Genomic DNA, 25,648 nt, shown 5'->3' on the forward strand with positions numbered 1-25,648 from the left:
AAAAACTGTAATGTGAGGGGGCTGACTTTTCCCGTAGGGCGATCGCCCCATTTAGACCTCACCAGAAAGTGAGCTATTCTGAAAAGAAAACGTGCGAAAATAGCGCCTAACAGCCAATCACCTTGTATTCGTTGTATTGTTTCATTCTGCACATCCTGGCAAGATTTCATGGACATTGAAGCTTTTAGCGAGCTTTTTCCCCTCTTTAGCACCGCAAACCCCGAAACCATCGAATGGCTCCTGTCTGTCACCACCGAGCATGACTATCCCGCAGAACGCACCGTCTTAATGGAAGACTCCTGGGGCAATGCCGTCTATTTCATCGAATCCGGCTGGGTTAAGGTGCGCCGCCTCACAGGGGACGATGAAACCGTGACCCTCGCAATTATGGGCAAAGGTGATTTTTTTGGGGAAATGTCAGTACTAGATGAATCGCCCCGTTCCACGGATGTGGTGGCCCTTTCGCCGGTCAAACTATTCAGTGTTTCGGCCCAACGTTTTATCCAGCTACTGTTTAAAGACCCCCAATTGCACCACAAAATGCTGCAACTCATGGTGCGTCGTCTTCGTAATGCCAATGCCCGGTTTTCTTGGCGTAAGCAGCCTCCCGCCCTCAAGTTAGTCAAAACTCTCCTCCTGCTGGCAGAAAACTACGGTCAACCCACGGAACAGGGTCTAGAAATTATTCAATTGTCGGTGTCTGACCTGGCCGATGTGGCTGATATCAGCACGAAAGAAGTTGAGATGATTCTGTCTAAACTGGAAGGGAAAGGGTGGATCGAAATGGGTGAAGGTCGCATTCATTTGATCAACTTTAAGCAACTGACAAATTTAGCCAACCGAGCATAGGAGTAAATTTTTTCTGATGGTTCACACGGCAACTTCCATGGCAACGCCAGCCCCAAGCGCGCAAAATACGGTGGCGATCGCCTATCAAGTGGCAATGCCCCAACCCCAAACCCACCTATTTGAGGTAACCATTCACATTAGCCAATGGGAAGCCGCAGTTTTGGATCTAAAAATGCCCGTATGGACGCCTGGCTCCTATATGGTGCGCGAATATTCCCGCCATCTCCAGGATTTTCGGGCGACTACAGCGGCAGGTGTTGACCTCAGTTGGCGCAAAGTGACGAAAAACCACTGGCAAGTTGAAACCACTGACACCTCAGACATCCAAGTCCACTATCGGGTTTTTGCCAATGACCTCACCGTCCGCACCAATCACCTCGATGGAACCCACGGTTATTTCAACGGTGCGGCTTTATTTTGCTTTATTCCGGGCTACCAAGACCAAGCTTGCACTCTGACCGTCGAACCGCCCCACATCGCCTGGGAAGTGAATACCACCTTGCCTCTGATCGAAGACCAGGAAAATTGTTTCTGGGTCGAAAATTTTGATGTGTTGGTGGATAGCCCTGTGGAGGTGGGTCTCCATGAAAATTATGAGTTCCTCTGTGAAGGGAAGCCCCACCGTTGGGTCGTTTGGGGGGAAGGCAATTTTGAAGCGGAAAAGGCGATCGCCGATACCAAAAAAATCATCCAGACCGAGGCCAAAATTTTCGGCGGTGAGTTGCCCTACGACGAATACATGTTTTTGTTGCACCTGTCCGGCAGTGGCTATGGCGGCCTCGAACATAAAGAAAGTTGCTCTTTAAACTATCCCCGGTTTGGCTTCCAAAAATCTGACCAGTACAACCGCTTTATGCAGTTGGTGGCCCACGAATTTTTTCCACCTCTGGAATGTGAAGCGCATTCGCCCTAAGGAACTCGAAACCTTTGACTACGAGACAGAAAATTACACCCCTTCCCTTTGGTTTGCCGAGGGTGTGACCAGTTACTATGATCTGCTCATTCCGTTGTGGGCCGGCATCTATGACAAGGCCTTTTTCCTTGAAAGCCTCAGCAAGGACATCACCCGCTACCTCCTCACCCCTGGGCGTTTGGTACAGCCCCTGGCCGAATCGAGTTTTGATGCCTGGATTAAACTCTACCGCCGCGAGGCCCATAGCAACAATAACCAGATGTCCTATTATCTCAAGGGTGCTCTGGTGGCGATGCTGCTGGATCTCAAAATCCGCGATCGCCACCAAAACCAAAAATCCCTAGATGATGTGTTGCGGATCATGTGGGAAAAATTTGGCAAACCAGAAATCGGCTTTACCCCGACCCAAGTAGAACAGATAATTAGTGAGGTGGCGGGCTGTGACCTGAGCGACTTTTTCCACGAATTTCTCCACACCACGGCAGAACTTCCCCTCGGCGCAGCCCTCGAAACCTTCGGCCTACAGATCAAACCCATCTACACCAACAAAGATCTCCCCTACCTGGGTCTCACCGTCACCGACCAAAACAATCGCACCCTAGTGCAAACGGTCAATGTTGATTCCCCGGCCCACCAAGCGGGCATTGATCCAGAAGATGAACTCCTGGCGATCGCCAACTATCGCACCAATGCCGAACAACTCAACCATCGCCTTCAGAACTACCAAGCAGGTGATACAATTTCGATCACGATTTTTCACCAAGACCAACTGAAAACCCTTGCCGTCACCCTCGCTGCCCCCCAACCGAGCAGTTATCAAGTCGTGAAAAATCCCCAAGCCTCTGCCAAGCAGTTGCAAAACCTCAAGGGCTGGCTGAATCCCAAAGATTCAGGTGCGGTAAGATAAATTCCTTGCTTCATTGTTCTTTCTGTAATTCATTTCGCACCCTACCGTTTGCCCCCAACCCATGCATAATTTCCTTCCCACTGCCTATTTCCAAGGAAAATTTGTTCCCTTCATTGATGCAAATATTTCCATTGCAACCCACGCACTCCACTATGGAACAGGGGCTTTTGGGGGCTTACGGGGTATTCCTGATCCCGCCGACGCAAACCAAATTCTTTTATTTCGTCTCGAACGCCACTGCCGCCGTCTTAGCAACAGCGCAAAATTTCTCCATTTCGATCTCCCGGCTGACAAAATTGAACACGTCATTGTGGACTTCGTGAAACAAAATCGGCCCACAAAATCTTTTTACATTCGCCCCTTTGTTTATACTTCTGATTTAGGCATTGCCCCCCGTCTCCACAACATTGAAAAAGATTTCTTCGTCTATGGCTTAGAACTGGGTGATTACCTTTCCCCCGACGGAATCGCCTGTCGCATCAGTTCCTGGACACGCCAAGAAGACCGGAGTTTTCCACTCCGGGGCAAAATTAGCGGTGCTTACATTGCCTCAGCCCTGGCCAAAACCGAAGCCGTTGCCTCTGGATTTGACGAAGCATTGCTGATGAACTCCCAAGGGAAAGTTTGTGAAGCATCTGGAATGAACGTCTTTATCGTCCGCGATGGCAAACTGATCACCCCTGGTTCTGACCAGGATATTCTCGAAGGCATCACCCGTGACAGCGTCGTTACCCTTGCTAAACATCTGGGTATCGACGTGATCGAACGCCCCATTGATAAATCAGAGCTTCTAATTGCCGATGAGGTCTTTTTAAGTGGGACAGCGGCCAAAGTCACCCCTGTGAAGCGAGTCGAAAACTATACCTTACCCACGGAACGGCCCATCACTGAGAAATTGCGAGAAAAACTAACGGCAATCACAGAAAACCGCGATTCGGAGTTTAGTGACTGGGTTTATAAAATCAGCCTGGCTTAAATTCTGTATTGTTTTCGCAAACTTAAATTCATTCAGTAGCATCAGAATATCAACAAAAATTTCTATCATGAAAAGTAATTTAAATGATGATCTAAAGTGTCCTGCATGTTACGGGCGAAATGTGTGTTTGTTGGAGTCTGGACTTTACAAATGTAATATATGCAATTACGAAGGAAGCTATGAGGAATACAAGCTAATAGAGAAAGATAATACAGAATATGATTGGCATAAAAAATTTAAAATCTATCAGCATCCTAATTCTCAATATCGACTGCAAGCTATAAAGAAAGGGTTTTCATGGCCTGCTTTTTGGTTTGGAATATTTTGGTTACTTTATCACCAGATGTGGAAGCAGGTTTTTTGTATTGTGTTCTTATCCTTATTATTTGGGGCTCTTTCTACTTCTGCTGAAAATGAAGATGAAATAAGAGCTATCAATTTATTTGGTAGCCTTACAGGTCTAGGTATCGCATATATTTTAGGAAGCGAAGGTAATAGGTGGCGTTCCAATGAATTAGAGCTCAGGGGATTTGAACATAAGCAAACGGTGGAAGCTAATCATCCAGATTCAGCAATTGCTTTTTATATCAAAGAGAAGAATTTGAAAGAATAATAAACATCACATCTTGTTAAAAGCATTGTTGATCATAAAGCTATGATCAAAGTAATGATTTGGACAATATGAACGTGGAGATTATTCGTTTACCAGCTTTTAACGATAACTATATTTTTCTCTTGGTTGATCGAGCTACAGGGGATTGTGCGGTTGTTGATCCAGGCGACGCTGAGGTTGTCCTGGAGTATCTAAGTAAAGAAGATTTAACGCTTAAGACCATTCTGATTACGCACCATCACGCTGACCATGTGGGTGGCAATCGTCAACTATTAAGTCATTTCCCCGCAGCGGCTGTGTATGGTAGCGAGATAGATTTACAAAGAAGACGTATTCCAGGCCAAACGGTGAGCCTTAAGGCTGGTGATCACTTAGATTTATTTAATCGCGCCGTCGAAATTTTGTTTGTACCAGGCCATACCCAAGGTCACATCGCCTACTATTTCCCTCCCCTACAGCCCGAAGACAGTGGCGATTTATTTTGTGGCGATACGCTGTTTGCCAATGGCTGTGGTCGTCTCTTGGAAGGAACGCCTGCTCAACTTTTTGCCTCGCTCCAGCAAATTTGTGATTTGCCGGATAACACGAATATCTGGTGCGCCCATGAGTACACCCTGAAAAATATTAAATTTTCCTTGACGGTTGATCCAGAAAATGAGGCTCTTCAGAGACGTTTTCAGCAAGTGCAGACCCAACGACAACGCCAGGAACCGACCATTCCAACGGTGTTAGCTTTAGAAAAACAGACAAATCCTTTTTTGCGCTGTGGCGATCGCCAACTGCAAGCTAACTTAAAAACAACAGATCCCCTGCGAGTTTTTACAAAATTGCGCGGCAAACGGGATCTCTTTTGAAGTTTAAACTGGTGGCAGCGACTTCCATAAAAAAATTCAACCATACCCCAGGGGAACGATTGCGGATTTGCTAAAACCGTTTACAGTGAGGATCAATCCCCTAAAATAAGGCTCAATTTATAGTTTTCTCTTCTTTTTTCCTGAAAAGTAAACCCCAGGGCCTCCGATCAGGAGCAAGGTATCACACACGACATTTCTCCCCTATCCTCTTTGTCACAATCATTTCCAAACGCCCACCACGTCCTATAATCTCCCTCGGATTACCCTACCCTGAGCTAGCCTTGTTCCATATCGCCAAACAAAAAATTTCTTTAATAAACCTCTAATCGATTTTCGGTAATTGCCATAATGCCTACTCTCCTCACTCCAGACCAGATCAACCAAATTGTTTCTAACCACCACGACAACCCCCATGCTGTCTTGGGTTGTCATCCCACCAACGACGATCCCAATCCGAAAACCTGGTCAATTCGCGCTTATTTACCTTCTGCTAGCCAAGCTTGGGTGATTGATACCCCTTCCCAAACGGAACACCCGATGACAACGGTGCATCATCCCCACTTTTTTGAGTGCACCCTCCAGAGTGAAACGACGCCGAAATATCAACTGAAGCTCCAAGAAGGCGATCGCCAACACATCATCAACGATCCCTATGCCTTTGCCGAAGCCCCCCACATTAGCGATCTCGATCTCCACCTCTTTGCCGAAGGGAATCACCACCGCATCTACAACAAACTGGGGGCGCACCTCGTCGAAGTCGATGGCATCAAAGGCGTTTACTTTGCCGTTTGGGCGCCCAATGCCCGCAACGTCTCCATCCTGGGCGACTTTAACAACTGGGATGGTCGCAAACACCAAATGCGCCGTTTAAACGTTGGTATTTGGGGAATTTTCATTCCTGACCTCGGCCCCAACACCAAATACAAATACGAAATCAAAAACCAACACGGCCACATCTACGAAAAATCAGACCCCTATGGCTTTCTCCGGGAAGTGCGCCCCGACACTGCTTCCATCGTTGCTGACCTCGACCAGTACCAATGGCAGGATCACGATTGGCTAGAACAACGTGCCAAACAAGATCCCCTCAAAAATCCTGTTTCCATCTACGAACTACACCTCGGCTCCTGGCTCCATGGTTCCGCCACCGAAAAAATGCGACTCCTTTCCGGTGAAGTCGATCCCATTCCTGTGGGCGATCAAAAACCCGGTGCCCGCTTCCTGAGCTATTACGAACTGGTTGATAAGCTCATCCCCTACGTTAAGGACATGGGCTACACCCACATCGAGCTACTGCCTGTCGCTGAACATCCCTTTGACGGCTCCTGGGGCTACCAAGTAACCGGCTACTATTCCCCCACTTCCCGCTTTGGCAATCCCGAAGACCTGATGTATTTCATCGATCAATGCCACGCCAATGGTATCGGGGTGATCGTTGACTGGGTTCCTGGCCATTTCCCTAAGGATGCCCATGGTCTCGCTTACTTCGATGGCACCCATCTCTACGAACACGCCGATCCCCGCAAAGGTGAGCACAAAGGCTGGGGCACCCTGATCTTTAACTACAATCGCAATGAGGTTCGCAACTTCCTGATTGCCAATGCCCTATTCTGGTTTGATAAATATCACATCGATGGCATTCGGGTCGATGCAGTGGCATCAATGCTCTACCTCGACTACGACCGGGAAGATGGCGAGTGGCTTCCCAATGACTACGGCGGCAACGAACACCTCGAAGCCGTAGAATTTCTCCGCCAAACCAACAATCTCATCTTCAAATACTATCCAGGGATTATCTCCGTTGCCGAAGAGTCCACCGCTTGGCCCATGGTTTCTCGTCCCACTTATCTCGGTGGCCTCGGCTTCAACCTCAAGTGGAATATGGGCTGGATGCATGATAATCTCAAATACTTCAGCATGGATCCTTGGTTCCGGCAGCACCACCAAAACAGCATTACCTTCAGTATGTGGTATCACCACAGCGAGAACTACATGTTGGCCCTTTCCCACGATGAAGTCGTTCATGGTAAGAGCTCGATTATTGGCAAAATGCCGGGGGACGAATGGCAGAAATTTGCCAATGTGCGGGCTTTATTTGCCTATATGTTTACCCATCCTGGTAAAAAGACCATGTTTATGAGCATGGAATTTGGCCAATGGAATGAGTGGAATGTTTGGAGTGACTTGAGTTGGGATTTGCTGCAACATGAACCCCACGCCAAACTCAAAGGTTTCTTCGGGGCATTAAATAGTCTCTATAAACAGGAACCGGCCCTTTACGAACGGGATTTTGAAGAGGAAGGATTCCAATGGATCGACTGCTCTGACAATCAAAATAGTGTTCTTTCCTTTATTCGACGGGCAAAAGATCCCAATGATTTTTTAGTTGTGGTCTGCAATTTTACGCCGCAACCCCATAGCCATTATCGAATTGGCATTCCAGAAGAGGGCTACTATCAAGAAATTTTGAATAGTGATGCCGAAACCTTTGGGGGGAGTAATCTGCTCAACTTCGGTGGCGTCTGGACTGAAGACTGGAGTTTCCATAATTTTCCTTATTCGGTTGACTTGTGTTTGCCGCCCCTCGGCGTGGTTGTCCTAAAAATTGATCGAGAAAAAACAGCCGCAATGCTTGCTCAAAAACAGGCCGATAAAGCCAAGGCTCTATCCGGCGAAATATAAAAAATAAAATTTTGTCGTTAGCTGTTGAACTATATTTACAGGGTCTGGGAGTTTGTCTCCAGACCTTTCTTGTTGGGTTTAAGAGAGACTGGATATGAATCCTCATCATTATCCCTTGTAATTTTTAGATGACCACCCATTTAATAAAGCAAAAGTAAGGTAGCACAAACCATGACACAACGCTGGACAGACGAAATGCTCGACAAGCTCGCCGATGACGTACAGGAGCTTACTGAAGCTATCAAAACCCAACGGGACGAACAAAAAGAATTGACCATCCGCTTTAATGCCTACCAGATGGCATCTCAATGGGTAGTTAATCTCGCCTTTGGCCTACTGGCAACTGCCACGATCACGACGATCATCACTGCGGTCGTCAAATAAAAATTTATTTCATCTAATAATTAAGAGGGTTTGAGACTATTTCTTGAACCTTTTTGGTTCTTTGCAGAGAAATTCGTGTGTTTAATTAGCCTCTATTAGGGCATAAAAAATAAAAAACTAGGAGTTCTACTTACGGAGCGAGTTCTAGGTCGATTTCAGCTATTAACAATAACAATAAGGTGGTACCCAGATTCGAACTGGGGAGTGGAGGTTTTGCAGACCTCTGCCTTACCACTTGGCTATACCACCGGGTCAACAGTTCGCTATTATAACAGGGCTTTTGTTCACATCACAACATTTTTTTCGTTATGGAAGTTATTCCCGCTATTGATCTGCTCGGTGGCCAATGTGTGCGCCTCTACCAGGGTGATTATCAACAGGCGCAAGTGTTTAATAATGACCCGGTTCAGGTGGCACGGACTTGGGCTGAGCAGGGGGCAACGCGGCTCCATGTGGTGGATTTAGACGGGGCAAAACAGGGAGAGTCGGTCAATCTAGGGGCGATCGCCAAAATTGCAGCAGCGATTGATATTCCTGTACAGGTGGGCGGTGGTCTCCGTACGGTAGAAAGTGTGGCGCAATTGTTTGATGTGGGTGTAGAGCGAGCCATTCTTGGGACGGCGGCGGTAGATAACCCGGATCTCGTGACAGAACTCTGTGCCAAATATCCTGGCCGGATTGCGGTTGGGATTGATGCCCGCGATGGAAAGGTAGCGACAAAGGGATGGTTGGAAACGTCGGCGGTTTTAGCGACGGATTTGGCGAAACAGATGGCTACCCAGGGCGTCGCTGCCATTATTTACACGGATATTCATCGGGATGGCACCATGGCTGGCCCTAATTTGGAGGCGCTGCGGGAATTGGCGGCCACCATTGAGATTCCGGTGATTGCGTCGGGGGGCGTGAGTTCTTTGGCGGATCTGGTTAATCTTGTGGCCCTTGAAGGGATCGGAGTCACAGGAGCGATTGTGGGCCGGGCGATTTATACCGGAGATATTAATTTGGCTGAAGCGGTGAAGGCGGTTGGCCCCCAACGTTTACAGGATGTTTTTCCGGATGATGGTACGGCGATCGCCTAATTTTCGTGTTAGATTGAGTCGTGAAATTGTAATGGAACAAACCACATCAAAAGCGATTCTAGAGTAAAGCTATATAGTGATCGACTGCACCACTTTATGCCATTGATATTTGTTGTAGATTTCTAATGTGTTTATGCTGAGACCCTTACGTAGATTAATCGGACATTCCTGGGTTCTTTCGGGGCTTGTATGGCTAGGAACCCTTGCACCTGCACAGGCAGCGGTTGATCTCCGGGTCGCTGTACGGCAGACGACGGCCAATCTCCAGGTGGGCAGTTCCACCAATGCTTTAATCAGAAATGGCCAAGGCCAAGTCCTCGGTGAAATTGCCGGAATGAGTTCCTTTGCGGTGGGACGCCAGGGTAATCAGTTGGCGTTTGACCGTTGGCGGGCAACTGAGGTCTGGATTGAGCCCCAGGGTGATGGCTATGTGTGGATTGGCGATCGCTGGTACCGGGGGCGCACCCAACTCCGGCAGAGTGGCAACGGAATTCTCGCCATCAATCACGTCGATCTCGAAGACTATCTCTATAGTGTTGTCGGCGCTGAAGCAATTCCCAGTTGGCCCCAGGAAGCCCTCAAAGCCCAGGCTGTCGCGGCCCGTACCTATGCATTAAAAAAACGCTCGGAAAATGCCGGGAAACCCTATGACCTAGACACCACAACGGCGACACAGGTCTACAAGGGTCTAAATAGCGAGTACAGCACAACCCATGCTGCCGTTAACGCCACGGAAAGTCAGGTGATGACCTATAACGGTAGTGTTATTCTGGCGGTATTCCATTCTTCTTCGGGTGGCCATACCGAAAACGTTGAGGATATCTGGAGTCAACCTCTGCCCTATCTCCGGGGGGTTGTAGATTATGACCAGTCTTCGCCAGTCTATCAGTGGAATAAAACCATTTCTGCGGCTCGCTTAGGGGAACTGGTTGGTGGTGTTGGTACTGTAAAGCAACTCATTCCCCAACGGGCTACCCCCCAGGGTCGGGTGATTACGATGAAAGTGATTGGCGATCGCGGCACCAAAAATATCAGTGGCGATCAACTGCGTAGTTTATTAGAACTGCGTAGCACTTTGATCAATGCCAGAATCCAACAGGGCGACGTTTATATCTACGGTAAAGGCTTTGGCCATGGCGTTGGTATGAGTCAATGGGGAGCTAATGGTTTAGCAGCCCAGGGCATTGATTACCAACAAATTCTGCGTCACTATTACCAAAATGCCACCATTGCCAAGTTGACGCCACGGTAACTGTCAGTTTTCAACGTGAAGTAAATACAAGATCTCAGGAGGGGTAAAATTCCCCTCTTTTTTGGTTTTCCCAAGGGCGATCGCCTTTCTTGTGCCTGTCACTTAATAGCCGAGATCTGTCGCCACCTTGTGGGCACAGGCAAAGCCAGAAAACGCCACAGCATTTAAGCCCTGTCCGGGGAAGGTACTATCGCCGACACAATAAAGTCCAGAGACTTCTGTTTTATTGACCCTGGGTGGAAAACCAGCAAAATTAAACATTCCCAATAATCCCAGGAGTTTGCGCTGGGGGATCGGCCCGTAGGAGCCATCGACCCGTCCGAGGAATTTGCGATGGGTGCGCGGTGTCCCCACTTCCATGTAGTCCAATCCCGCATCTAATCCTGGAAAAATAGCTTCAAGGCGATCCACGAGTTGCCAGGCGGCGGCTTCTTTTTTGGCTTCATATTCCTGGGGAGAAAGGCCTTGCCATTCGCTCAGCCAACTGGGGGTAAAGGTGTGAATGATGTGGTATCCCTCAGGGGCCAGACTCGGATCGAGGAGCGTCGGAATAGAAACAAAAATAGTACCCTGTTCGGCTTCCATGGTGTCCCAATTTTCGAGCAAAATGTGGTGGCATTCCGTCCCAGGAGGAAGAACATCGGCTTTGACACCGAGGTGAACGCTGAGAAAACTGGGGGATTTTTGGTAATTCTCCGTCCACTTTTCTTCAAAAAAGGGTTTATTTTCACTGGGGAGCAGTTTTTCAAAAGTATCCCAACGGGTGGCATTGGAAATGACTTTTTTGGCGAAATACTCGGTGCCATTGGCTAAGCGCACGCCGACGGCCCGGCCTTGGTCGGTGATGATTTCGTAGACATTTGCACCATATTGGATTTCACCACCATGGTGCTCTAAACCTTCAACCAGCTTGAGGGCGATTTGGCCCACTCCGCCTTCTGGATAGTTGATGCCCCCATAATGGCGATCGCTAAACACCATACCCGCATTAATCATGGGAGTCAGTTCAGCTGGCACCACTGACCAGCAGTAACATTCCATATCGATAAACTTCAGCAGTTCGGGGTCTTTAATATATTGACGGGCGAGATCCCCAGCATTTTTGGGTAAATATTTAAGTAACTCTAGGCAAGCAAAGGGTTTCTGCATAAAGACCCGCAGCAGGTAGCGAATTTCTTCGAGGGAAAGCAACTCAATGCTATTGAGGCAATTAAATACTTTCCAGCATTCATCATAAAATTTACGAATGCCCTTGGCTTCGTGGGGAAACCGTGCCGTTAACTCCGTTAAAAATTCTTCGTAGTCACGGTGTACCTTGACCTCAAGATCATTGGGGAGATGGTAATGAATTTGCACCGGATCTGGGATGGTCGGAATTGACATATCCACTGCGGCGAGGGCCCGGGTGAGGAGATTGGTGGTGCCGCGATCGCCAAAGCCAAAGATCATCGAAGCGCCCACATCAAACCGATAGCCCTGGCGCTCAAAATAACCCGCACTGCCACCGGGGATCACATAGCGTTCTAGCACCAGCACCTTGATCCCTTTTGCTGCTAATTGGGTTGCCGTGACGAGGCCCCCGATACCGGAACCAATGACAATCACATCGTACTGGGGAGCAGAAATGGCAGTTTTGGCGGTCATAAACGGTGAGGCTCGCAAGGTAGGCTAAATTTTGACTGTTACATAGTCTACCTTTATTTCCCTTGGGATTAGTAGGGTAGCTCTCCGGCGATGTTACGGCGACAGTTCTTTGTTGGGCATGGGCCTTTGTCACAAAAAAAGGCGGAAAACTTTCCACCTTGCTGTATCAGAACTATATTTATTTTTAATAAGAGATTTAGAGGGCACTGGGGCCAGAAAAATACTGAATTTACTCTTCGTCGTCTTCGGGGGAAGGATAAACAAAGCTAGAACGACCAGTGAGTACAGATTTGCCAAGGGAAAGGGCCTTTTGGGCTTCGATGGTTGCCTTACGCTTCCAGTGGGCCCGGCGTTGGTCACGCTTTGCCTTTGAGGTTTTCTTCTTTGGAACTGCCATGGGATTAACTACAGATTTTTACAGAATTACCATTATAAAATCTTCTCTCCCAAAAAGTAAGTCCTCCGTCAGAATCTCTTGAATTGTGGGGGTGAATGAAGGCGGGGTTTGTCACGGGTAAAGAAATCCATGCAAATCCCACCAGAGAGGAACCGAGCTTTTACAATCGAAATCGCATTTGTGTGTCTATTTGTCCAGGAGTCTTAACAGCAATGGTGTGGTATCGACGACGGCTATACCGTAATCCCCAAGCCTATGGGGTCGTGATGGAATGGTGGTTGGGTTGGGTCGATTTTGTGCAATGGTTTATTCCTCGCCCGGTGACGGGGAAAAAGACGCGGCGTCTGTATCGGCAGCTTTTGATCGAGGCGAGCTGGCGGCTTAATTTTGTGATGTTGACGGTCAGCTCCTGTATTATTGCCACCTTTGGGCTCATTAGTAATAGTACGGCTGTGATTATCGGGGCGATGCTGGTGGCGCCGCTCATGTTGCCGTTGCGGGGATTAGCTTTTGCCGCCCTAGAAGGGGAATTGAAATTATTTTGGCGATCGCTGTATTCGATTACCGGCGCAACCGCCCTTTCCCTGGCTTTATCCTGGATGATCGGCGTCGTCATTGGCATCCCTGATTTTGGCTCGGAACTGACGGCTCGGACGCAGCCAAATCTGATCGACCTTGGTATTGCCGTGGCCGCTGGGGGGATTAGCGGTTTTGCGAAGGTGCGCCGAGGGATTAGCGATGCCCTCGCAGGGACGGCGATCGCCGTTGCCCTGATGCCTCCCCTCTGTGTGGTGGGCTTATCCTTTTCCCAAGGTTATTTCAATTACTCCCGTGGTGCTTTTTTACTCTACCTAACAAACTTACTCGGTATTACCCTTGCCTGCATGGTGGTCTACATCTTGGCCGGTTATGCCGAGATCAATCACGCCCTGGGTTGGACGATGGCCCTAACCCTGATTTTGTTAGTACCCCTTGGGGCAAGATTTGTTCAACTCGTGCAACAGCTCCGCCTACAACAAACCATCACCAGCCAGCTCACAACTAAAACCGTCACTGTTGGTCAAGACGTTGAAAATGTTCGGGTGCGGGTTGACTGGACTTCTTCCCCGCCGATTATCTATGTCAATCTCCAGGCGAAAAAAGAAATTACCCCCAGACAGGCTCTCCTCGTTGAGGAATTCTTACGCAAGCGTAATCGGCAAATTTTTAAAATTGTGTTTCAGGTCAGTCCAATCCAAGAAGTCAAAGCCGATGACATCGATCCCCATGATTTAGATTTACCCCAATTGGACATGGCCCCACCACGCCAATAAAAAAGACTCCAATTGTCAACTAGAAATCCTTGAAAGATCAAGCTTTCCGCTTTTCTTCAACCTAACAACAACCGACAAAGAACGACCCTATCTAGCGCCAGTCAAAAGGTTTACCTGTTCTTAAAGTCAAGATGTCGCAGGACTGATAATATACTGGAGCCGAAGGTTTTGTATTCTAATGGTCTAGGCAAAACTGATAAAGCTGGCAAACGCGGAAACCCTCTCCATCGTTAAGCTCTTCTCAGATTTAAACAAGCCTCAACATTAGCTCCACCAAGTCATTCGGCAAGTGATTGACTATTTTCTTGACTCCCCGCATCCGGCCTAGATAAGCTGCTTTTCCAATGATTGAACTCGACAATGCAAACGCCACAGACTACGTTCTGCAGACAGAAAATGTCAGTGTCTATTACGGTAACTTCCTGGCGATCAAAGGCGTTTACCTCAACATTCCCAAAAATCAAGTAACAGCATTTATTGGCCCCTCTGGTTGCGGTAAAAGCACTCTGCTGCGTTGCTATAACCGTCTCAATGATCTCATTCCTTCTTTCCGCATAGATGGCGACATCGCTTACCACGGCAGTAGTCTCTACGGATCCGGTGTAGATCCAGTGGAAGTGCGCCGTCGCATTGGCATGGTGTTCCAGAAGCCAAACCCCTTCCCCAAATCGATCTATGACAATATCGCCTATGGGGCACGGATCAATGGTTACAAGGGCGACATGGACGAACTGGTAGAACGCTCACTGCGCCAGGCCGCTCTTTGGGATGAGGTTAAGGACAAATTGCGTCAAAGTGGCCTCGCCCTATCTGGGGGGCAACAGCAACGGCTTTGTATTGCCCGGACAATCGCCATTCAGCCAGAGGTGGTACTGATGGACGAGCCTTGTTCTGCTTTAGACCCGATTTCGACCCTCAAAATTGAAGAGTTGATCCACCAGCTCAAAGAGCAATACACGATTGTTATCGTGACCCATAATATGCAACAGGCTTCGCGGGTCGCTGATATGACGGCATTCTTCAACGTGAAGACCAATGATGATGGTACCCGCCAGGGCTATCTAGGGGAATGTGACCGCACGGAGGTTATTTTCCAAAATCCCCGGGAACAGGCCACCCAAGAATATGTCAGTGGCCGTTTCGGTTAATTTGAGGGAATGACTTTAGGGTCTGTTTTTCTCGCAACGCTACACTAAATTTTTGTCTCAGCCGTAACCCATGCCCGCTGTTGCCGGTAATGGGTTTTTTGTTTGTGATTGAATTTGTTACGGGTTGACCAAAAAAGACGGCACTTCGATAGGATAGGACAATCCTAGAGACTGAACATGAATTGGGCTTTGTGGGTTCATACCACGATTGAATGTTGAGCTGATATGTTTAAATGTGAGGACTTAGTATTGTCTTTGTTTAGCGACAATTTTTCTGCACTGATTTGGAATCCATGGCTGTTGCTCCTACCGTCACAATGAATCAACCTCAACATGTTTTTGTTGTCCAAGATGACACTGGACAACGGGAATATATTTTGACGGATGCTCGCTATTCTATTGGGCGTCGTAGTAGTTGCGCGATTCACCTCCAGTCTCAGTTTGTGTCTCGTCTCCATGCCACCTTAGTCCGGCATCTCACGGATGATCATGTTTACTATCGCATTGTTGATGGGGACGGTTTGCAGGAGGCGAGTGCCAATGGCATTTTGGTCAATGGGAACAAAGTGAATGCGGTCACACTCCAAGATGGGGATGTCGTGACGTTTGGCCCCCAAATTTTGGGTCGTTATGAACGGCGATCGCCGCGTGCTTCAAAGCGCACTCAGCCAGGGGAAGAAGATCCCTTTGACATTACGCTCATTGATCCGGCGATGTTAGCTGAGGATCAAGAACTGATGGCTGATGAAGAGGCAACACGTTTGTTTTAGGGTGGCCTTAACGGAAACGGGTGATAGTTGTTTGAGGTATTTTTTCCAGGAACGCAATGGTTAATTTTTCTGCTCCGAAAGCGGCTGGTTTGGCCCCTTGGTTTGATATTACGGCCCTGTTGTTGTGGGGAGCTTTGCTGCTCAAGTATGCGATTACAGGCCAGCTAGCTCTGTTGATCCACCCTAATTACTTCGGTTTATGTGTGGCGGCGGGGATCATTCTCCTTCTGCTGGGGTTGGGAAAATTACTACAACAGGTGCGTCCCCAAGTTAGTGGCGGGGAGTCGGTGCAGCACATTACGCTATTACCCCAGAATGTGGGGAGTGCTCTATTAATTGTGGTGGCGATCGCCGGATTTTTGATCCCGCCGACCATTTTGTCAAGCCAAACGGCGATTCAACGGGGTTTAACGGAAGAGTTGCCCCTCACCCGGAGCCAACCGGAAAGTTTTCGGGTCGGTACCTCCCCAGAGGAGCGGACGTTATTGGATTGGATTCGGACGTTGAATGTTTACCCGGAACCCGATGCCTATACGGGGGATCCGGTGAAGGTGAACGGCTTTGTGACTCACCTGCCCCAGTTGCCGGACAATTACATGATGGTGTCGCGGTTTGTGTTGACCTGTTGTGCAGTGGATGCCTATCCGGTGGGATTGCCCGTGAAACTCGAAGGCGATCGCCAAGCCTTTGCGCCGGACTCCTGGGTAGAAGTCACGGGGGAAATGATTACCGAGGATCTCCAACTCACCACAGAAGCTGAGGGTGATAATAATTTGCCCCAGCGTCAGTTGGTGATCCAAGCCAGTGCCGTCGAACCGATTCCCACCCCCAGAAATCCTTACGATTATTAGGTATAAGGGTGGTGTCGCGCTCTTAAATCTTCGATGGTTAATCCCGCCGCTCGCCGCCCATTTTTCGCTTTTTGGGGTCTGTTGGCCGTTGGTCTGCTGGGTTGCCAGGGGGGAAGGGGGCGATCGCCCCAGGATGAATCCATTCAGGTGTATTTTAATCAGCGTCAAGGCCGACGTATTAGTTACACCGAACCCTACCGCCAACTGAAACGCCCAGGGGATAACCTCGAAGCTATTCTAATCGAGGGCATTAACAGCGCCCAAAACACCATCGATATTGCGATTCAGGAGTTGAACTTGCCCCTGGTAGCTGAAGCTCTGGCCGACCAAGCCGCTGCGGGAATCACAATTCGCGTCATCGTCGAAAATAATTACCGTCAACCCTGGGCCACACCTGATTCGGCAGAAATTTTAGAACTCGATGAACGAGATCAGGGAAAATACCAAGAATTTGTCGCCCTCGCCGACGAAAACCAAGATGGCTTTTTGGATGCGGCAGAGACGGCTAAATACGATGCGATCGCCATTTTAGAACGGGCAGAGATTCCGATTTTGGACGACACCGCCGACGGTTCCAAAGGGAGCGGCCTGATGCACCACAAATTTATGGTGGTCGATGGGGAAACGGTGATCACCGGCTCAGCAAACTGGACATTAAGCGGCATCCACGGAGATTTCGCCAACCCGGAAACCAGGGGCAATGTAAACCACCTGATGCGGATCCAAGATGCGGTGATCGCCCAGGTTTTTACAGCAGAATTTGAGGAGATGTGGACAGGGCGTAAGTTTGGCGTCCAAAAGCTCCAGGAACCGCCCCAAACCTTTAGCGTGGGTAACAGTCGCGTCACCGTTCAGTTTTCGCCTTTCTCCAGTTCCCAGCCCTGGGAAAATACGAGCAATGGTCTCATTGGCAGCACCCTCGCCCAAGCCCAAGAGTCGATTAGCCTGGCCCTATTCGTGTTCTCTGAGCAAAAAATCGCCAATATTTTAGAAAAAGAAGCCCAAGCGGGCACTGCAATCCGCGCCTTAATTGATCCGAGTTTTGCCTTTCGGGAATATAGCGATGGACTGGATCTGTTGGGGGTGAATCTCAAGGAAAAATGTGACCCCTTTAATCGGCCCTGGGCTAACCCCATCCAAACCGTCGGCACGCCGAAATTACCCAAGGGGGACAAATTTCACCACAAATTCGCTGTCATCGATGGTAAAACCGTGATTACCGGCTCCCACAATTGGTCGGCTGCTGCCAACAACCAGAACGACGAAACTCTCTTAATTATCCAGAACGAGGCGATCGCCCAACAATTTCAAGCTGAATTCGATCAGTTTTATACCACGGCTTACCTAGGAATTCCGCCCTTTATCGCCAGCAAACAAAAACCGATTCCCGCTGACTGTACTGTAGCCGCCACCGATGGCCCTGTGAACCTTAATACCGCCAGTGCCATCGAACTTGAAACCCTACCTGGCATTGGCCCCAGCCTCGCCCAAGGAATTATCGAAGGCCGTCCCTACTCTGGTTTGACGGATCTGCAACGGGTGTCGGGCATTGGGGAAAAGAAAGCGGCCGACCTGGCCGGAAAAGTCACTTGGTAGAGACGCGTTATAGTACCCTTAGCCCTTTCTCTGAATGCCGTTGAGCGATTTATCTATGCGCCCAATTTTTAGTTTTCTGTGTAGTCTGCTGCTGTGGATTAGCCTTTGTTGGCCGAGCCTAGCCCTTACCAATGCCCAAATCTCTGAAGGCGATCGCCTCACCCAAACCGCGATCCAGGCGGCGAAAAAAGGCGATTTGTTTACCGCCGAGAAAATTTGGTCCGATTTAATTGAAGCATTTCCCCAAAATCCGGCCCTCTGGAGCAACCGAGGCAATACGAGGGCGAGTTTAAATCAGTTTGATGCAGCCCTCGACGATCTCAATGAAGCGATCCGCCTGGCCCCAGACCAAGTCGAACCTTACTTTAATCGCGGTGCGATCCTCGAACAACAGCAACGGTTTAGCGAAGCGATCGCCGACTATGACAAAGCCATCGAACTCGATCCCCAAGAGGCGATCGCCTACCACAATCGCGGCAATGCTTATGGCAGTTTGGGCAATTGGGAACAGGCCCGCCAGGACTACCAGAAAGCAACGGAACTGGATCCCCGTTTTGCCTGGGCCGCCGAAAGTTATGCCCTTGCCCTGTATCAAGTTGGCGAAAACAACCAAGCGATCCAGCGAATGAAAGGCCTGGTGCGCAAATACCCGATGTTTGCTGATGCGCGGGTGGCCCTGACGGCGATGCTCTGGGGTAACCATCAATTCGGCGAGGCTGAAAGTAACTGGGTGGCCGCAGCGGGTTTAGACGATCGTTACCGGGATTTAGAATGGTTAGAGGATATTCGTCGCTTTCCACCGAAAGTCCTTGAAGATTTAGATAATTTCCTTAATCTCCAGTAAATTTCAAGATTCTAGGCTGATTTTGCAGTTTGCAGCAGTTTAGCCCGCACCAGTTTAATCGCATCATAGCTGTATTTTTCCTGGAGGTACTCCCGCAACTGCGTTAAAGATTCTGCTCCCACGGTGGCGATCGCCTTTTCAATTTCCACTTGGGCGGCTGGTTTTACGAGGCGGTCTAGGTCAGTAATCTCGCCATTCTGGAGTAATGTTGCCAGGTGCTCGTTGATCGTCCCCGCCGTCAGACTGCGCCGCTTGGCAATTTCCGTGACCGAAAGGCCCTGTTGATAAAGCTGGAGGGTGAGTAACTGGGTGCCATTGACCTGGGGTTTTGGTGGCTCTTGGCTGGCGCAAAATTCCTGAATCGCCGTGAGGAAAGGCTCCCCATAACGCTGGTATTTCGCACTCGTTACCCCAGAAATCAAACAAAAATCTGCTTGGGTGCGGGGTCGCCGAGTTGCCATTTGCCGGAGGGTCGCATCGGAAAAAATCATATAGGGGGCAACCCAATTTGCATCGGCCAATTGTTTCCGCAGTTGTCGCAGTTGCCCAAAAAGAATTTCCGCATCGAGGCGACTTTCAGAAATCCCCAGAATTTCCTGGGCCGTTTGCCGCCGTTCCACAGCAATTTTCACTGTTTTCTGTTGTCGCAGAATCTCCCAACTGCGAGCGTTGAGCTTCAAGACCCGATAGCCATCGCTTGTTTCGGTCATCAAGCCCTGATGTAGGAGCGATCGCCCCAAATTTTTCCATGCTTCCTTAGGGTGGTCGAGGCCAATGCCATAGGTAGACAGTTGGTGGTGCCCGTTTTGAATAATTTTTTCTTTCTTGGAACCCCGCAACACATCGATAATGTAAGTCATGCCATAGCGTTCTCGACAGCGGGCAACACAGGATAAAAACTTCTGGGCCTCAATCGTCCAATCTTCGACGGGGCGAGGATTCTGGCAATTATCGCAACCGCCACAGTCCCCCGGAAATTGCTCCCCAAAATAGCTCAGTTGGATCGTCCGCCGACAATCGATCCCCTCGGCATAGTCGATCATCTTTTGCAGTTGCTGGTAGGCAATTCGTTTTTCCTGTTCGTCTTCCTTGAGTTCAATGAAATATTCGGCCCTTTTAATATCCCCTGCCCGATAGAACAGAGTACAGTGGGCAGGCTCCCCGTCCCGACCCGCACGACCCGACTCTTGGTAATAGCGTTCTAAATTGGTCGGTAAATCATAATGCACCACAAAGCGCACGTCGGGTTTGTTGATGCCCATGCCAAAGGCAACGGTGGCGACCATCACAGGCACATCATCCCGGATAAATTGCTCTTGATAATCCGCCCGTAAACGATCGGCCAGTCCTGCATGGTAGGGCAAGGCTTTAACGCCATCTTGTTTGAGGCGATCGGCCAACTCGTCTACTTTTTTGCGGCTAGAACAGTAGATAATTCCCGGTTGCCCACGCCGTTGACGAACATAGCGCAGCAGTTGCGTATAACTTTTCCGGTCTTTGGGAAGAACCTCGTAATAAAGGTTGGGGCGATTAAAGCTGGTGCAGTGAAAACTGGGGTTCTGTAGGGCAAGTTGATCAATAATATCTTCCCGGACGCGTTGGGTGGCGGTGGCAGTAAATGCCTGGCAAGGAGTCCGGGGGTAGCGTCTCCGGATGCGACTCAGTTGGCGGTATTCTGGGCGAAAATCATGGCCCCATTCTGAAACACAGTGGGCTTCATCCACCACAAAACCAGCAAGGCCAATGGTCTGATCTACATCTGTGAGCAGTTGCTGAAAGCCCTCGTTAAACAGCCGTTCTGGGGCAACGTAGAGCAGTTTAATATTGCCGTTAAAAATTGCCTGGATTCGCGATCGCGCTTGATCGAGGTTGAGGGTACTGTTTAGGAAAGTTGCACCAATGCCATTGTCTGTCAGGGCATCGACTTGATCCTGCATTAGGGCAATCAAAGGAGAAATCACCACCGTCAACCCCGGTTTCAGCAGGGCGGGCAGTTGGAAACAAAGGGACTTGCCCGCTCCTGTTGGCATCAGGGCGAGGACGTCGCGGTTTTCCAGGGCAGCGGTAATGACCGCCTTTTGGCCATGGCGGAAATTGTCATATCCGAAGAAGTGTTTGAGGGCGGCTTCTAGGGATGGGAACTGGGACATGGCGGCAACAAAACGAAAACAACTAGCCCCCTAATCGTACCGTGACCCAGTCTTTGAGCAGATCCAATAGGCTGAGGCCACCGTTGAAGAACACATAAATGACGGACACCATCAGCACGGCAATGACAACAGAGAAAACAACCCCAGCGCCACTGATCAAGCCATCGTCCTCTTGGAGGCCAAAAGCGGTGAGGAAAATCGCCATGGCCGGGAGGGTATTGGTGCCGGGAATGGGGATCATCATCGAGGTGGCCATCAGGGCAATGGTACAACCCATAACTGTGCGACCCAGGCGACTCTGGCAAACGATGGGAAATCGGGGGTGGGCGATCGCCTCAATTTTTTTGAGCCAAGGGAGACCTTTTTTCAGGATGCCCTGGGCCATGGTCGTTTTGACGGTTTTTCGTTGCCAAGCAACCGGAAGCCAGAGTTTTTTCCGCCCAAAAATCAACTGGAGGGCGATCGCAAAAATTAAAATCCCAAAGGGCGTCGAATAGCCTGGGGCCGGAATTGGCAGGGCCGACGGAAAAGCCAACAGTAGCAAAATGACCCCAAAGACTTTTTCCTCTGCGAGGGCGATCGCCTGGGCTAAACTAACGGTTTCACCACGGTCTTCTTCAAAAAAATAACGGTGCAATTCTTGGGAGAGGCGAGCCATAGCCAAATGTTACGCAGAGGGACAGCTACTGAGCATAGCGCAATGCCCGTCCGTTAATTGTGTTTACAAAAAAATCTCCCCACCGGGGGGAGATCGTCGAGCAAATTAAATGAAGACTTACTTCTGGGTTAAACGGGTCAACACTTGGTTAGAACGTTCCACAAACGCTTTCATCCCCTCCGCATCAAAGGCCTTCTGGGCCATTAATGCCAAATCATAAACGTGCTGACACATCATATCGATGGTTTCCTGGTTGGAGGCTTTGCCATCTGCTTGGATAATTGAACCCTGGCTGAGTTGGTAAATATTTTCGATCAAGGGGTGCGACAAATTAATCATCAACACATGATCTTCTGGGAATTGCATTGCCGTCTGTTGCATCATCGCCGTCATCTCTTGCAGACGTCGCATGGCCTCTGGTAAAAGCACCATTGCCGGGGGCGTTGCCGCTGTTTCTGCGGATTTAATCGATTGGGTTTTGATGTTGACCTTTGGTTTCCCAATCGCCTTTTCAAACAACTCTTTAATGACGTCGCCACGGGTTTTGTTGGTATTCGGGTCAACAATTTCACTGGCCTTATCGTCTTCTACGAGGCTTTGATCTAGCTCCGAGTCCACCCGTGAAAACTTCACATCGCTGTATTCCTGTTCTAGGAAAGGAATGAAGTAATTGGTATCAATAAAGGAGTCCATGTAAAGGACTTCTAAACCTTGGTTTTTGTACAGTTCAATGTAAGTGCCCTGGGTGCTGGGATCGGTGCAATAAAAAACGCGATTTTCGTGCTTTTCTTTATTGCGCTCTAAATAATCCTTGAGGGTTGTGTAGGGGGCCGTAGACGTTGCCTGGGTGTCTTCGGATTTCACGTCTTCCCATACATCACCGTCATTGCCCTGTACTTCTACTTTCGGCGTTGTCGCTGCTGTTTCTGGTTGGTGGGTTGTGCGGTAAATGAGGATGTCTTCGACTTGTTTTTTAAACTTCTCATCGCGGATGCTACCGTACTTCACAAAGGTGCCGACATCTTCCCAACTTTTAACGTAGTCACTATAGCTTTCGTTGTAGAGGGACTTCAGGCGATCGCCAACTTTTTTGGCGATGTAATCGGAGATGCGGCGCACTGTCCGGTGGTTTGTTAAGGCACTGCGGGAAACATTGAGGGGAATATCGGTGCTGTCCACAACGCCCCGCAACGGCATCAGAAATTCAGGAATGACTTCTTCGCAATGGTCACTGACAAAAACCTGATTACAGAACAGCTTAATTTGTCCTTTAGTAACATCAATGTCCGGGCGCAATTTCGGAAAATAGAGAATGCCATTGAGCAAGAAAGGATAGTCCGTATTCAAGTGAACCCACAGTAATGGGTCTTCTTGGAAAGGATAAAGATAGCGATAAAATTCGAGGTAATCTTCGTCGGTTAAATTCTGGGGAGATTCTTTCCAAATGGCCCGCTGTTTGTTGATTTGTTCCCCTTCAAAGCGAATGGCAACGGGCATAAAATCAGAATAGGTTTTGACCAATTGGCGAATCCGTTGGGATTCTAAATATTCTGTTTCCTCATCCATCATGGTGAGGGTAATGGTCGTGCCGATGCTGGTTTTGTCACTGGCACTCAGTTGAAATTCGGGGGAACCATCACAGCTCCAATGAACCGCTTCCGCACCATCTTTGCAGGAAAGGGTATTAATTTCTACTTGGGTGGCCACCATAAAGGCGGAATAAAACCCTAAACCAAAATGCCCGATTAAATCGTTCGCATCCTTGCCATATTTTTGAATAAATTCTTCGGCACTCGAAAAGGCGACTTGGTTAATATATTTCTTAATTTCTTCGGCGGTCATCCCAATGCCGTTATCGGTGATGGAGAGTTGTTTTTTCTCCTTATTAACGTCAATAATGATTTCCCCATCGGGCACATCAACGCTACTTTCACCGGCCATTTTTGCCATTTTTCGCTTGGTGATCGCATCGGCGGCATTGGAGATGAGTTCCCGTAAAAAGATCTCGTGGTCGGTATACAGAGATTTTTTGATTATCGGGAAAATATTCTCGGTATGGATTGTAATATTGCCTTTTTCGAGGACTGCCATAGGTCGTATGCTTCCAACTTGGTCTAAGGATTCGTCCTCTATTTTGCCGGAACTTGGGAAAACCTCAAGGCGGCGATCGCCCCCATCCCCAGATGCGGATTTCCGTATTTTCCTGATTCCTATGGCTTCTTTTGGAGCTGTTGTAATACCCAATTCACCCCATCTTGGAGATCCTTGGCGACATAATCGGGCTTGGTGTGGTGTTGGTACTTGCCGCTGAGGACTTTTTTACCGTAGCCTGTTTGGACCAAAATTCCCCGGAGGCCAGCGTTGTGGGCGAGGTCAATATCCGTCGCCTTGTCCCCCACCATAAAACTACGGCGTAAATCTAAATCATGTTCCCAGGCCGCTGTCACCAACATTCCCGTATTCGGCTTGCGCCAGGTGCCCCACTGGGTAAAGTCTGGGTGGGTGCCCCCGGCTGACTGGCTTAAATAAGGGCAATAATACAGCGCATCGAGGTGGGCCGCTGCTTCTTGGTTTAGGAGGGTACACAGTCTGGTGTGGAGGGCTTCTACATGGTCAATGCCGTAGTAGTCCCGGGCTGGCCCCGATTGGTTGGAAACCAAGCAGCAAAAAATTCCTTGATCGTTGAGCGATCGCACAGCCGCCGCCACCCCTGGAATTAGATTCAGGTCTTCGAGGGTGTGAATATATCCTGCTTCGATGTTAAGGACACCATCACGATCAAGGAAAACTGCTGGTTTAGCCACGCCAAATTTGAGCCAATACGTCTTTGGGTTGAATATCTGCCATTTTTCCAGTGGGAGACTGGATGCCAATCAATTTATCATTCTTTGGCGGTAAGAGCTTTTCGGCGTGGGTCGCACCAAAGAGAGCAATGGTGTAAGTCCCCACGGCGGCGGCCAGGTGCATCGGCGCACTATCTGTACAAACCATCAAGTTGGCCCCGGCAATCATGGCTGCTGCTTTACCAATATCCTCAGGCCGTGTCACCTTTAGCGCTGGATAAAGGGCGATGAGTTCCGTGACCCAAGGGGCATCGTCCGGGCCTTGGAGCAAGACAATCGGGAGATTTGGTTGCTTGCTCTGGATATCTTCAATGATCGGTTGCCAATTTGCCACAGGGTAGAGTTTGTTGATGCCCTTGGCTTGGGAGAGTTGACTGGCACCACCGTGGATCAGGATATACCCCTCGGTTAAGCCCAGGCGTTTTTGCTCCCCTTCCGCCCACTGAATGTCCCCATTGGGCACTGTGATACTGGGGGATGGACAATCGGTGTCAATGCCTAAGCCTTTGAGGAGATCGTGGTAGAGGGCCGCTGCGTATTGGTTTTCGTTGAGGGGGGCTGGGTTGGAGATAAACCAAGATGTTGCGGTTTTGTAGCCCACGCGGGTGGGAATTCCATTCAGCCAGAGCAGGAAGCCCACAGCCCAATTTTTGCCGAGGGAGAGGGCAATTTCGTATTCGCGATCGCGGATGGTGCCGAGAATATTGAGATAGTCAGCCGGGCCATTGCGATCTTTAAAGTCGAAGGTCAGCACTTCATGAACCTGGGGACAGACGCGATAGGCTGCCTTGGCACGGGGTTCGACCAGAACGTCAATCATGGCTTCGGGATAACGTTCCTTGAGATCAGCGAGGGTCGGGAAGAAGAGGATTTGGTCGCCAACTCCTCCGGGAACTAGGGCTAGTATGCGCATCTTGGGGGTATA

At 49.2% G+C, this 25,648-nt stretch carries 21 protein-coding genes, 1 tRNA gene and 1 pseudogene; 15 read left to right on the forward strand and 8 right to left on the reverse strand.

Annotation, left to right across the window (positions count from 1 at the left end):
- The first annotated feature begins 168 nt into the window (after positions 1 to 168).
- From AACR41_RS12420 to AACR41_RS12450, 7 genes and pseudogenes are all read left to right on the forward strand, one after another.
- Positions 169 to 849, forward strand: coding sequence for a Crp/Fnr family transcriptional regulator (locus AACR41_RS12420; protein ID WP_030006403.1), 681 nt, complete (start codon positions 169 to 171; stop codon positions 847 to 849).
- Between the two features lie 16 nt (positions 850 to 865).
- Positions 866 to 2,669, forward strand: a pseudogene (locus tag AACR41_RS12425) (M61 family metallopeptidase).
- 61 nt (positions 2,670 to 2,730) lie between these two features.
- Positions 2,731 to 3,645: a branched-chain amino acid transaminase gene (locus AACR41_RS12430; protein WP_030006404.1), complete on the forward strand. Its 915-nt coding sequence runs from the start codon at positions 2,731 to 2,733 to the stop codon at positions 3,643 to 3,645.
- Between the two features lie 67 nt (positions 3,646 to 3,712).
- Entirely contained in the window at positions 3,713 to 4,258 is a 546-nt protein-coding gene (locus AACR41_RS12435) for a DUF2628 domain-containing protein (RefSeq protein WP_084149993.1), read from the forward strand.
- Between the two features lie 74 nt (positions 4,259 to 4,332).
- Complete coding sequence (gene gloB / locus AACR41_RS12440) at positions 4,333 to 5,112, forward strand: hydroxyacylglutathione hydrolase (RefSeq protein ID WP_030006406.1); 780 nt, start codon at positions 4,333 to 4,335, stop codon at positions 5,110 to 5,112.
- Positions 5,113 to 5,460: 348 nt separating this feature from the next.
- Positions 5,461 to 7,794, forward strand: a complete 2,334-nt coding sequence (gene glgB / locus AACR41_RS12445; protein ID WP_030006407.1) for a 1,4-alpha-glucan branching protein GlgB — start codon at positions 5,461 to 5,463, stop codon at positions 7,792 to 7,794.
- A 171-nt stretch (positions 7,795 to 7,965) separates the two neighbouring features.
- Positions 7,966 to 8,178, forward strand: coding sequence for a hypothetical protein (locus tag AACR41_RS12450; protein ID WP_030006408.1), 213 nt, complete (start codon positions 7,966 to 7,968; stop codon positions 8,176 to 8,178).
- Positions 8,179 to 8,355: 177 nt separating this feature from the next.
- Here the strand turns inward: AACR41_RS12450 and AACR41_RS12455 are convergent.
- Positions 8,356 to 8,427, reverse strand: a tRNA-Cys gene (locus tag AACR41_RS12455).
- Positions 8,428 to 8,486: 59 nt separating this feature from the next.
- On the opposite strand from AACR41_RS12455, the gene hisA reads away from it, so the two are divergent.
- The gene (gene hisA, locus AACR41_RS12460) at positions 8,487 to 9,257 is read left to right on the forward strand and encodes a 1-(5-phosphoribosyl)-5-[(5-phosphoribosylamino)methylideneamino]imidazole-4-carboxamide isomerase (RefSeq protein ID WP_012307500.1); all 771 of its coding nucleotides are present in this window, start codon (positions 8,487 to 8,489) and stop codon (positions 9,255 to 9,257) included.
- Positions 9,258 to 9,390: 133 nt separating this feature from the next.
- Positions 9,391 to 10,509: a SpoIID/LytB domain-containing protein gene (locus tag AACR41_RS12465; RefSeq protein WP_030006409.1), complete on the forward strand. Its 1,119-nt coding sequence runs from the start codon at positions 9,391 to 9,393 to the stop codon at positions 10,507 to 10,509.
- A 102-nt stretch (positions 10,510 to 10,611) separates the two neighbouring features.
- Here the strand turns inward: AACR41_RS12465 and crtH are convergent, their stop codons facing one another.
- Both crtH and rpmF read right to left on the reverse strand, forming a co-directional pair.
- Positions 10,612 to 12,153, reverse strand: a complete 1,542-nt coding sequence (crtH, locus tag AACR41_RS12470; RefSeq protein ID WP_030006410.1) for a carotenoid isomerase — start codon at positions 12,151 to 12,153, stop codon at positions 10,612 to 10,614.
- A gap of 229 nt (positions 12,154 to 12,382) precedes the next feature.
- Complete coding sequence (gene rpmF, locus AACR41_RS12475; protein ID WP_012307503.1) at positions 12,383 to 12,550, reverse strand: 50S ribosomal protein L32; 168 nt, start codon at positions 12,548 to 12,550, stop codon at positions 12,383 to 12,385.
- A gap of 212 nt (positions 12,551 to 12,762) precedes the next feature.
- Between rpmF and AACR41_RS12480 the strand changes: the two genes are divergently transcribed.
- From AACR41_RS12480 to AACR41_RS12505, 6 genes are all read left to right on the forward strand, one after another.
- Positions 12,763 to 13,863 carry a DUF389 domain-containing protein gene (locus AACR41_RS12480; protein ID WP_030006411.1) on the forward strand — a complete coding sequence of 367 codons (1,101 nt, stop codon included), beginning with the start codon at positions 12,763 to 12,765 and terminating at the stop codon, positions 13,861 to 13,863.
- Positions 13,864 to 14,207: 344 nt separating this feature from the next.
- Positions 14,208 to 15,011, forward strand: coding sequence for a phosphate ABC transporter ATP-binding protein PstB (pstB, locus tag AACR41_RS12485; RefSeq protein ID WP_012307505.1), 804 nt, complete (start codon positions 14,208 to 14,210; stop codon positions 15,009 to 15,011).
- A 293-nt stretch (positions 15,012 to 15,304) separates the two neighbouring features.
- Positions 15,305 to 15,781 carry an FHA domain-containing protein gene (locus tag AACR41_RS12490; protein ID WP_012307506.1) on the forward strand — a complete coding sequence of 159 codons (477 nt, stop codon included), beginning with the start codon at positions 15,305 to 15,307 and terminating at the stop codon, positions 15,779 to 15,781.
- Between the two features lie 56 nt (positions 15,782 to 15,837).
- Positions 15,838 to 16,632 carry a TIGR03943 family putative permease subunit gene (locus AACR41_RS12495; RefSeq protein ID WP_012307507.1) on the forward strand — a complete coding sequence of 265 codons (795 nt, stop codon included), beginning with the start codon at positions 15,838 to 15,840 and terminating at the stop codon, positions 16,630 to 16,632.
- Positions 16,633 to 16,665: 33 nt separating this feature from the next.
- A complete protein-coding gene (locus AACR41_RS12500; RefSeq protein ID WP_030006413.1) occupies positions 16,666 to 18,228 on the forward strand; it encodes a phospholipase D-like domain-containing protein in 1,563 nt (520 codons plus the stop codon).
- 55 nt (positions 18,229 to 18,283) lie between these two features.
- Positions 18,284 to 19,072 carry a tetratricopeptide repeat protein gene (locus AACR41_RS12505; protein ID WP_030006414.1) on the forward strand — a complete coding sequence of 263 codons (789 nt, stop codon included), beginning with the start codon at positions 18,284 to 18,286 and terminating at the stop codon, positions 19,070 to 19,072.
- Positions 19,073 to 19,083: 11 nt separating this feature from the next.
- Here AACR41_RS12505 and recQ read toward each other — a convergent pair whose 3' ends face one another.
- The 5 genes from recQ to AACR41_RS12530 form a co-directional block, all read right to left on the reverse strand.
- The gene (recQ, locus tag AACR41_RS12510; protein WP_030006415.1) at positions 19,084 to 21,222 is read right to left on the reverse strand and encodes a DNA helicase RecQ; all 2,139 of its coding nucleotides are present in this window, start codon (positions 21,220 to 21,222) and stop codon (positions 19,084 to 19,086) included.
- Between the two features lie 22 nt (positions 21,223 to 21,244).
- Entirely contained in the window at positions 21,245 to 21,880 is a 636-nt protein-coding gene (locus AACR41_RS12515; protein ID WP_030006416.1) for an exopolysaccharide biosynthesis protein, read from the reverse strand.
- Between the two features lie 117 nt (positions 21,881 to 21,997).
- Entirely contained in the window at positions 21,998 to 23,971 is a 1,974-nt protein-coding gene (gene htpG / locus AACR41_RS12520) for a molecular chaperone HtpG (protein ID WP_030006417.1), read from the reverse strand.
- 119 nt (positions 23,972 to 24,090) lie between these two features.
- Positions 24,091 to 24,684, reverse strand: coding sequence for a D-glycero-alpha-D-manno-heptose-1,7-bisphosphate 7-phosphatase (locus AACR41_RS12525; RefSeq protein WP_030006418.1), 594 nt, complete (start codon positions 24,682 to 24,684; stop codon positions 24,091 to 24,093).
- Entirely contained in the window at positions 24,677 to 25,636 is a 960-nt protein-coding gene (locus AACR41_RS12530) for a glycosyltransferase family 9 protein (protein ID WP_030006419.1), read from the reverse strand. The genes AACR41_RS12525 and AACR41_RS12530 overlap by 8 nt, the downstream gene beginning before the upstream one ends.
- Positions 25,637 to 25,648 lie beyond the last annotated feature (12 nt).

This window comes from Picosynechococcus sp. NKBG042902 (genome assembly GCF_963864045.1).
In the GTDB taxonomy this organism is placed as follows: domain Bacteria; phylum Cyanobacteriota; class Cyanobacteriia; order Cyanobacteriales; family MRBY01; genus MRBY01.

Coding starts and splice junctions, on each gene's coding strand:
- AACR41_RS12450 (WP_030006408.1), top strand. CDS start 7,966: ATGACACAACGCTGGACAGACGAAATGCTCGACAAGCTCGCCGATGAC.
- crtH (WP_030006410.1), bottom strand. CDS start 12,153: ATGACCGCCAAAACTGCCATTTCTGCTCCCCAGTACGATGTGATTGTC.
- pstB (WP_012307505.1), top strand. CDS start 14,208: ATGATTGAACTCGACAATGCAAACGCCACAGACTACGTTCTGCAGACA.
- hisA (WP_012307500.1), top strand. CDS start 8,487: ATGGAAGTTATTCCCGCTATTGATCTGCTCGGTGGCCAATGTGTGCGC.
- AACR41_RS12505 (WP_030006414.1), top strand. CDS start 18,284: ATGCGCCCAATTTTTAGTTTTCTGTGTAGTCTGCTGCTGTGGATTAGC.
- recQ (WP_030006415.1), bottom strand. CDS start 21,222: ATGTCCCAGTTCCCATCCCTAGAAGCCGCCCTCAAACACTTCTTCGGA.
- AACR41_RS12500 (WP_030006413.1), top strand. CDS start 16,666: ATGGTTAATCCCGCCGCTCGCCGCCCATTTTTCGCTTTTTGGGGTCTG.
- AACR41_RS12430 (WP_030006404.1), top strand. CDS start 2,731: ATGCATAATTTCCTTCCCACTGCCTATTTCCAAGGAAAATTTGTTCCC.
- AACR41_RS12435 (WP_084149993.1), top strand. CDS start 3,713: ATGAAAAGTAATTTAAATGATGATCTAAAGTGTCCTGCATGTTACGGG.
- AACR41_RS12495 (WP_012307507.1), top strand. CDS start 15,838: ATGGTTAATTTTTCTGCTCCGAAAGCGGCTGGTTTGGCCCCTTGGTTT.
- AACR41_RS12515 (WP_030006416.1), bottom strand. CDS start 21,880: ATGGCTCGCCTCTCCCAAGAATTGCACCGTTATTTTTTTGAAGAAGAC.
- glgB (WP_030006407.1), top strand. CDS start 5,461: ATGCCTACTCTCCTCACTCCAGACCAGATCAACCAAATTGTTTCTAAC.
- AACR41_RS12465 (WP_030006409.1), top strand. CDS start 9,391: ATGCTGAGACCCTTACGTAGATTAATCGGACATTCCTGGGTTCTTTCG.
- AACR41_RS12480 (WP_030006411.1), top strand. CDS start 12,763: ATGGTGTGGTATCGACGACGGCTATACCGTAATCCCCAAGCCTATGGG.
- htpG (WP_030006417.1), bottom strand. CDS start 23,971: ATGGCAGTCCTCGAAAAAGGCAATATTACAATCCATACCGAGAATATT.
- AACR41_RS12530 (WP_030006419.1), bottom strand. CDS start 25,636: ATGCGCATACTAGCCCTAGTTCCCGGAGGAGTTGGCGACCAAATCCTC.
- rpmF (WP_012307503.1), bottom strand. CDS start 12,550: ATGGCAGTTCCAAAGAAGAAAACCTCAAAGGCAAAGCGTGACCAACGC.
- AACR41_RS12420 (WP_030006403.1), top strand. CDS start 169: ATGGACATTGAAGCTTTTAGCGAGCTTTTTCCCCTCTTTAGCACCGCA.
- AACR41_RS12490 (WP_012307506.1), top strand. CDS start 15,305: ATGGCTGTTGCTCCTACCGTCACAATGAATCAACCTCAACATGTTTTT.